General features: G+C 64.9%; 6 protein-coding genes. 3 read left to right on the top strand and 3 right to left on the bottom strand.

What is annotated here, in order from left to right; translation table 11 throughout:
- Positions 1-96: 96 nt before the first annotated feature.
- Positions 97-324 (bottom strand): DUF1508 domain-containing protein, encoded by a 228-nt coding sequence (locus QMX79_RS18670; protein WP_049886009.1) that lies wholly within the window; start codon positions 322-324, stop codon positions 97-99.
- A gap of 190 nt (positions 325-514) precedes the next feature.
- Here QMX79_RS18670 and QMX79_RS18665 point away from each other — a divergent pair, with 190 nt between their 5' ends.
- Positions 515-1,408, top strand: coding sequence for a WYL domain-containing protein (locus QMX79_RS18665; protein ID WP_044570182.1), 894 nt, complete (start codon positions 515-517; stop codon positions 1,406-1,408).
- A gap of 1 nt (position 1,409) precedes the next feature.
- Here QMX79_RS18665 and QMX79_RS18660 read toward each other — a convergent pair whose 3' ends face one another.
- Positions 1,410-4,373 (bottom strand): hypothetical protein, encoded by a 2,964-nt coding sequence (locus tag QMX79_RS18660; protein WP_282248113.1) that lies wholly within the window; start codon positions 4,371-4,373, stop codon positions 1,410-1,412.
- A 153-nt stretch (positions 4,374-4,526) separates the two neighbouring features.
- Positions 4,527-5,606, bottom strand: a complete 1,080-nt coding sequence (locus tag QMX79_RS18655) for a site-specific integrase (RefSeq protein ID WP_044570177.1) — start codon at positions 5,604-5,606, stop codon at positions 4,527-4,529.
- A 105-nt stretch (positions 5,607-5,711) separates the two neighbouring features.
- Between QMX79_RS18655 and QMX79_RS18650 the strand changes: the two genes are divergently transcribed.
- Together QMX79_RS18650 and QMX79_RS18645 are read left to right on the top strand one after the other, a co-directional pair.
- Positions 5,712-6,656 carry a DNA-binding protein gene (locus QMX79_RS18650; protein WP_012480237.1) on the top strand — a complete coding sequence of 315 codons (945 nt, stop codon included), beginning with the start codon at positions 5,712-5,714 and terminating at the stop codon, positions 6,654-6,656.
- Positions 6,653-7,531, top strand: a complete 879-nt coding sequence (locus QMX79_RS18645) for a hypothetical protein (RefSeq protein ID WP_282248111.1) — start codon at positions 6,653-6,655, stop codon at positions 7,529-7,531. The genes QMX79_RS18650 and QMX79_RS18645 overlap by 4 nt, the downstream gene beginning before the upstream one ends.
- The last annotated feature ends 166 nt before the right edge of the window (positions 7,532-7,697 follow it).

Here is a 7,697-nt window from a genome sequence, read left to right as displayed (position 1 = left end):
CCGGCCCCCCCCGCCCGCGGGCCCCTTGCTGCCGGGCCGGGGGGGGGTGGGGGGGGGGGGGGGGCTGCTATGGCGCAGATTCGAAAGGCTGCCGTCTTAGAACGGATCCGGCCCCAAGCCCGAACGCGCGCTTTCGTTCAGCACGGTGCCGTCGCGCCGCTTGATCGGGGCGCTCGGAGCGAGCTCTTTCAGACGCCGCGCTGCGCGCACCGCGTTGTACTCGCTCGCATACCCTTCCCCGGAGTCCGCAATCTTGCGACCGTTGCTGGCATAGAACGTCCACCGCCATTCGCCGGCGCGGTCCTGGTAAATCTCAATACGCATGAACACTTCTCCTCTTCTGGATGGAACGCGCCACGTCCTTCCCCCGCAGCCCGGAGGCAGCTCAAGGGTGGGTAGCGCGCTTTCGAAGCAGGGCCGCACATCACCCGCATACATACTATCCGTGTAGTTTGTATGCGTGTCAAGTTTCTGTACGGATGCTATCGTTAGACATCCCAAAACCGAGGCGTCCATGTCTTCAGAAACCCATTCGCTGCGTTGGGGGCAAGCGCGGCGTATAGCCTTCATCGATCTTCGATTGCAATACGACGGTCGCTTGAATCGCCGCGATCTCATTGATTTTTTTGGCATATCCGTCCCCCAGGCGTCCTCTGACCTAGCTGAGTACGTCAAGATCGCGCCAGGCAACATGGAGTACGACCCGAGTGCGCGGGCCTACCGTGCGCAGCCAGGCTTTCTGCCGGTCAGCGGCCGCGCGACGTCCAGCCAGTACCTATTCGAGTTGTATGGCCTGGAGCGCGGCCTGCTGACACGAGATGAGAGCTTCATCGGCTATGTGCCGTTGACCGGCATTGTCGGCACCCCTGCGCGCCCGATTGCGGCAACGGAGATCTCCACGTGGGTGCGAGCCATCCGCGACGGCGACAGGTTAGAGGGCCGTTACCAGTCCATGGACGAGGACGCGCCCCTCAGCCTGACCATCTCCCCGCATGCGCTTGGCTACGATGGCCTCAGATGGCACGTCCGGGCTTACTGCCACACCCGCTTAATGTTCCGGGATTTCGCCATCGGGCGCTTCGAGATCCACACGATCCATGCCGACTCCCCCGCAATCGATCCAAGCAACGACATTGGCTGGTTCACGGAGGTCGGGGTTCAGCTAATCCCGCACCCCGCGCTGACGCCCAACCAGCGGGCGGCGGTGGCCCGGGACTATGCGATGCAGGATGACGTGCTGATTCTTCCCTGCCGAAAAGCAATGCTGTTCTACACGCTGCGCCACCTGAATCTCGATTCGCTGGAGATTCACCCCGATGCGGCTCGGCAGCATGTCATCGTGGGGAACCCCGACGAAGTCGCCCAATGGATGCGCGAAGATCGTCAGGGCCTGTCTGTGGGCGGCTGAGCTAGGTCAAGGCATTGGTCAGATGCGTAGGCAAATGGCCTACGACCACCCTGCGATTGAGCTCATCGACGTAGCAGTAGATCCGCAGGCAGCGGAGCGGATCGTGGGCGTTACTACCTGCAACATGCATGTCCATGGTGTAGGTCGACCCGCCTACGATGCCTCGATACTCACCCAAGTGGCGGGCTGCAATAACACCAACGCCGGACAACCGCAGTCGATTCTCTTTCAGGAATTCCTCCCACTCGTCGCGCGCTTGGCGACGACTCGCTTCGTCGTCTGCCCAGCGTGATCGCCAGTAGCTTTCAGACAGTTGTTCCAGACAGGCATATATCAGCGCGGTCTCGCTATGGGCCACGCGGCTGGCAGAGCGGAGCGTTTTTTCCGGGAAGACCACCCGAGGCCGCAGCGAGATTGCCCACTCCGCGAGCCCCTCCAGTGTGGCCGGAGGTGCGGCCCGCTCTGTTGTCGGCTCATCAGTGGGAGCTGCAGATCCCAGCCGCAGTTGTGCGCTGTGCAGGCGCCGCTTGAGCTCGACTATCTCATCGGTCGTTGTTTGCAGATCGTGCAGGGCGGAGTCTCGGTCTGCGACCGCAGCGTTTCGCTCGTCTTCGGCCACTTGCAGCAACTCTTCATAGTCCCTGACTTCCCTGGAAATCAAAGCCCGAATGTCTTCAGCGGTTGGAACTGGCGGAGGAAGAACGGCGTCGTTGAGTGCCGAGTCTTTCCCGTTGCTCAACGCACGCAACCTGGCTTCGGCTATGGCGTTCCGAATGTCTCGAAACGCAGGAACCTCAGGGCGGTGCCGAGCTTGGAGAGTCAACTCACGTAGCTGCTCCAGTCCCTGTCCCTTGCTTATGTCGACGTGTGCCCTGGTACCGCCAGCCTTTTGAAACACATGGACCGTGCTCGGAGCCAGCGCACCGTAATGGGTAGCATATTGGGCCCACATCGCCGGCTCAACGACATACATTCTGGCCAGAGCCTGCAGCGGCTTGATCAGCTCAAAGCGAGCGGCTACTACCCACAGAGGTGCGTCGCGACCGCTGTCTTGGACGGCGGCAAGCAGGCGCGACATACCCTCCTCATCACGGACGAATGTAGGGGCTCCAGCGGGCGCACCAGCGATAGCCAGCCCAGGCGAGCGGGCCCATTCACGGACAATAGCTGGAACCGTCCTAGAGGGTGCCGGAAGGGACACCAGGTCTCGTGCGCTTAGGCGAACGCCCACCATGCCGCCGACGCCCCCCATCCCCGCGAGGACAGTGGCCTCCATCCTCCACCACCGGGTTGGGTGAGTCGTGTCAGGGTGATCCAGCCGGAAAGCAAAGATGCCTTCACCCGATTCCAATTGAAGCGTGACGCCTTGGCGCTCAATCTCGTGTGCCCCTTCTCGCCATGTCTTGGGCAGGCTCAGTCCCATTCGAGCCTCTAGCCAACTGAGAGCCGACGTCACCGCATCGAGATGGGCCGACTCTTTGTCCACCAAGGCCCACTCGGAAGCCAACAGTGCGTGGTCTGACAAATCAAAGCGCAGGACGCGCTGTGAATTGCCAAACTTAACCGCGCCCACCCGTCTGCGAGACTGAGCGTTGCTTGCTCGCGGCACTGCCATGACAGGCGCAGCAGCATTCGCCTCGATCACAAGATCAACCGCTTCAATGCCCTCGATCTCTACCGCTGCACTCGGCGGAGGCGGCCTGTCTCGCGCAATCAAAGGAACGGGGTGCCGCGTCAGCAGCCCATCGATCGTTGCGCGGAAAGCTGCTCGGAGTGGGGCCGCGGGACTTGGAGCCCGCCGCTTCGAAAGCGACGATACCAGTTCAGGAATAGCAGCCGCGACGCGCGATTGCTCCACCTTAGGCAGAGATCGCCAGCACTCTCGGGCGAGCCGTATCCATTTCTGCGCGAGCGCAGGCCGATCATTCGCCCACTGCCTGGCTGCAAAAGCGGCGCCGAAGATCCGCGTTAAAGATCGCTCCAAGCTTGCGTCCGCTTGACCGGAGGGGCCAATATCCGAGGAAGCCAGCCAAAGCGCGATGGGGAGCGGAGATTTGCCGTGACGCGCCGAGTCGGTGACCACTTCCCATAGCCAACCCGGATCGATGGTGTCGTCACCGAAACTCAGGCCACTAGCAGGACGGGCGCAAGCCTCGAGATTGTCTAGAAACAAGACATCGACAAATCCCTCTGCCGATTCGACATTGCTGGGGCCCAGCACGACCACTTGAAGGCCGGACTGAACGTCGATCGCCAGTCTACTGCCGTGACTATCTGCGTACGTTCGCTGGAGCTCAAAATCTCCGTCGGCCTTGGCGATTGAATCGGCGCCGAGCTGCAGCGCACTTTCAAGTGAGCGCGATGTCGCATCTGTGGCAGCTTGCGCTTCCGCCGGCTTACCAGACCATAGCTCGATCTCACCGCTCTCTGCGGGAGGAGGGAGGGCGTCTCCTAAATCGGAGGAGGCCTCGATCTGAGCCTGAATCCAGGCCTCTACCTCAGCAGTTGCGCTCCTGAACATGTGGCCTTCACACATTGCGCGGACGCACCAGGCGAAGGCCGCCGGGCTGGCATAGGCAGTGCCGTTGATGCCACGAAAGTGGGCCGCCAGAATGGAAATGCCATAGCGATTGCCCTTGAGGGCCAATTGCCTGGCGACCTCAAGATGCTCACTAAGTGTTAGGCGAACAGCTTGGCGAGCCGTGACTAAACTGGCCGATGAGGTGCGGTAGACGCGTCCATCCTCTTCGTCGGCGACGAGCACGGTGTGATCACTCAGCGTGCCCAAAACCACTGCAGTTCGCAGCGATCTGCGCAAACCGACATGTCGGCCAGCCCTAGGGTGGGGGCCTTGATGGTAGCCATAGAGCGGGAGAACCAATCCGACCGTCTGTTCGTCCGGCGCGAGCTTCGCCTGTTCCGGCGCGGCTGCAGTCTTGCCACAGCTCTCATCTGCTTCCTGCATATCAGCGCAACCCACACTTCCCCCAAAAATGTGACCGACGCCCCATCATACCTGCCACGACACGGCGCAACACGCTTGGGATCATTGCAATGGCGATGGCAGGACAGTGCATAGCGCCAGAGTTGCCTCAATGGGCCGCCCAGCTACGGCCAGTTAAACGTCGTCCAACAGGCGTGCCGCTGGATTGCATTGCGCTCCACCCGATTGGTAGTAGCCGGTTACGCTCGCAACGGAGCGATGATCGGTCATGGCCATCAGCGCAGGCAGTGCCACGCCCTGCCTGGCGCCCTCGGTAACGAAGCCCGAGCGCAGGCTATGCCCGCCGAAGTCTCCGTCTAGACCGGCCTGCTTAGCGCGGCGCTGGATGATCAGTGCAATGGCGCGATCACTCAGTGCCGGACCCACCCGCGTCCCCCACACGCGACGGAACAGCGCCCCTTCGGTGAGCTTGGCCGCCTCCAGCCAGGCCTGCAATGCCACGGCGGCCGCGCCCACGAGCGGCTTATCGGGGCTGCCGCCGACCTTGGGGCCATCCTGCAGCGTCTTGCCCTGATCCAGCCGATAGACGAATCCGCCCTCGGGCAGCGGGCGCAGGTGCGCCAACGTCGCCGCGGCGACTTCGCTGCGACGGCGGCCGCCGCTGGCAAAGGCAAAGCAGAGCAGGGCGCGGTCACGCTGGCCGGCCAGGTCGTTTCCGCAGGTGGCCAGCAGCGCCTGCAACTCGATCCGGGTAATGGCCGCCTTCTTCTGCGGGCGTTCGCCACGCTTGTGCGCGCTGCGGCGGGCGCTGGCCAGCAGCTGACGCACCTCGGCGCTGTCGATGGGATTGGCCAGTTGCTGCAGTTGGTGGACCTTGCTCAGCACCGAGACGCGATGGGTGAGGGTGGCCAATCGCCAGGGTCCGGGGCGGCTCTTCAATCGGGCCGCCACCAGCGCCTTGTCCAGTGCGGCCGGCAACTCCCAGCGCACGCCCTCAGCGGTGTCGCGGGCCACGTGGTCGACGATGAATTGCACCACCGTTGCCGCCGGCAGCGGCAGCTGCAGCGGCCGGCCGTAACGACCCTGGCACCAACCGGCCCAGTAGCGCAGCGCGGTGCGGTAGCTGCGGGTGGTGTTGGCGCTGCGCGCAGCAGCCAAAATCTGCTCAGCGGCGGTGGCGGCCTGAGCCGACAACCGGGACGGGTCGGGCAGGGTGGGGAGCTGATCGACGGTCAATGAAGTGACGACTTTCATATGTACTATGTAATCCTCACTACAGATTCGGTGTCGTTGTTCCGATAATTCTACATTATCGGAAGTAGCGGCCCCCACCCGCCGTTTCATTGACCGGAGACTCCCATGGCCCGCGGCCTGACCGAACTGGATGTCCATAACGCCGCCGATGACCTCGTCGCCGGCGGCGAGCGCCCCACGGTGGAGCGCATCCGCGCCCACCTGGGCACCGGCTCGCCCAATACCGTGACCCGTCACTTGGACACCTGGTGGTCAAGCGTGGGAACACGCCTGCGCCAACGCGCCCGCGAGGCGGCCCAACCCGACGTGCCGGCCGCGGTGCTGACCCTGGCCCAGCGCTGCTGGGCCGCCGCCCTGGAAGGGGCGGGGGAGCATGCCCGAGCGGCGCTGAGCACGGAGCAGGCGGCGCTCGAAGACGAGCGCGATCGCCTGGCGGCGGAGCGCGCGAGCCGTGCGCAGGAGCAGCAGGACATGCGGGTAGCGCTCGCGGCCGCGACGGCAGCGCAGACCAGCATCGACCTGCTGCGCACCCAGCTCGCCGAGGCCGCCGCGCAGGCGCAGGAGCTGCGCGCCCAGCGCGATGGCGCCCATGCCCGCCAGGAACGGCTGGAAGCGCAGCTGGCCGAGCTGCACCAGGAGAAGGACCAACTGCAAGTGACCCATCAGCGCGAACGGCAGGAGTGGACTGAGCACGCCCGCAGCACCGAAGATCGCCTCAACGCGGAAGTCGACCGCCTGCGGATCAAGGCACGCCAGCTGACCCAGCAGGTGCACAAGCACACGCAACTGGCCCAGCACCTCCGCGAGCGCGAGCAAGTGCAAGAGCAGGAGCGTCGGCAGGAGCAGCAGGCGGCCGCCGCGGCGCTCACCGCCCAGACATTGCGCGCCGAGCAGTCGGCCGCCCAACTGGCACCACTGCGGGAGCTGGTGGCTACCCTCCAGCAGGCGGCACGGCGCCCCGCGACGACCGGCCGCACGCGCAAGCCCAGGGAAACCGGCGCTGTCGCCGCCACCGCGCGGCCGGCTCGCCGCGCGAGGCCCCGGCCATGACCCCGGCCGGCACCGTCCAGCTGGACCTGCCCCGGATCACCGCGACGCTCCAACGCGGAGTCCGACGGGTCGCGGCCTTCATGTCGTTGGGCTTGAATGCCGCCCGCAGCGCCACGCCGGCGTCACTGGAGCTGGCCCCGGCCGACACCCGCTACCATTTCATCCCCACCAACTTGAGCCACGAGGCCGTCGCCCACATTGCCGACGAGTTCCAGCTGTGGATCCTGACCAACGGGGTGCGCGAACTGTGTGCGTTCCTGGAGCGCTACCTGCACGATCTCTACCTGGCCGCGGCGCTGATCAGCCTCAGTCAGGGCGGCCGCCTGCCGCCGGACGCCCCGGTGCCCACGGTCCCCACGGCGTTCGAACACACGGGGATTGGGCGCAAGCTGGAATTGCTGCGGGAGACCTTCGGTATCGATGCCCCCCATAGCGATTGCCTGTCCACCTTCTGGGATGCACGCAACTGCCTGGTCCACCGGCTGGGGCTGGTCGGCCCTAAAGATCTCGTTGGCGGACGTGAGCACCTGTTGGTGAAATGGATTGGCCTCGATCTGTGGCTGCACCCCGTGGGCGGGGAGCCCCAGCTGATGCCGCTGGATCTGGGGGAGGGCATCTTCCTCAGGGACGGCGGCGAGGTGCAGGCGCGGACCGTCGAGCGTCTCCTGACCTTCGAGCTGGGGCACCAGGTGGGCTTCACTGCCCACCAGCTATCGGAGATGCTGGTCACCGCCCTTGGGGCAATGCGAGGCACTGATGCAGAGCCTGCACGCATTGGCCGCATCCAAAGGCTTGCTGGACAACCCACCACCAGCCACGTCCGCGTCATCCGACTCCGGCAGCCCCGCCCCGCGCGCCGGTACCACGATCCATGAGGGAGAGCAACGTGAGTAGTGCAGAGACCTCCTCGGCCGCCGATCACGCCGACCCGCCTCCGGGTCCTGCGCCGCCGGCGGCGCGGCGGCAGTCGCTGCTGCAGATGCCCTTCTGCGCCGACTGGCTGGCCGCCGGCGCCTGGGAGCAGCTCATCGCCGCCGTAGA

The sequence above is a fragment of the Stenotrophomonas sp. PS02300 genome (assembly GCF_029959395.1).
Classification (GTDB): Bacteria; Pseudomonadota; Gammaproteobacteria; order Xanthomonadales; family Xanthomonadaceae; genus Stenotrophomonas; species Stenotrophomonas maltophilia_AD.
This window is presented reverse-complemented; position numbering and strand designations above follow the sequence as displayed.

Bases quoted from the DNA above. Each gene is read 5' to 3' on its own strand.
- QMX79_RS18650 (WP_012480237.1), top strand. From the start codon at position 5,712: ATGGCCCGCGGCCTGACCGAACTGGATGTCCATAACGCCGCCGATGAC.
- QMX79_RS18655 (WP_044570177.1), bottom strand. From the start codon at position 5,606: ATGAAAGTCGTCACTTCATTGACCGTCGATCAGCTCCCCACCCTGCCC.
- QMX79_RS18670 (WP_049886009.1), bottom strand. From the start codon at position 324: ATGCGTATTGAGATTTACCAGGACCGCGCCGGCGAATGGCGGTGGACG.
- QMX79_RS18660 (WP_282248113.1), bottom strand. From the start codon at position 4,373: ATGCAGGAAGCAGATGAGAGCTGTGGCAAGACTGCAGCCGCGCCGGAA.
- QMX79_RS18645 (WP_282248111.1), top strand. From the start codon at position 6,653: ATGACCCCGGCCGGCACCGTCCAGCTGGACCTGCCCCGGATCACCGCG.
- QMX79_RS18665 (WP_044570182.1), top strand. From the start codon at position 515: ATGTCTTCAGAAACCCATTCGCTGCGTTGGGGGCAAGCGCGGCGTATA.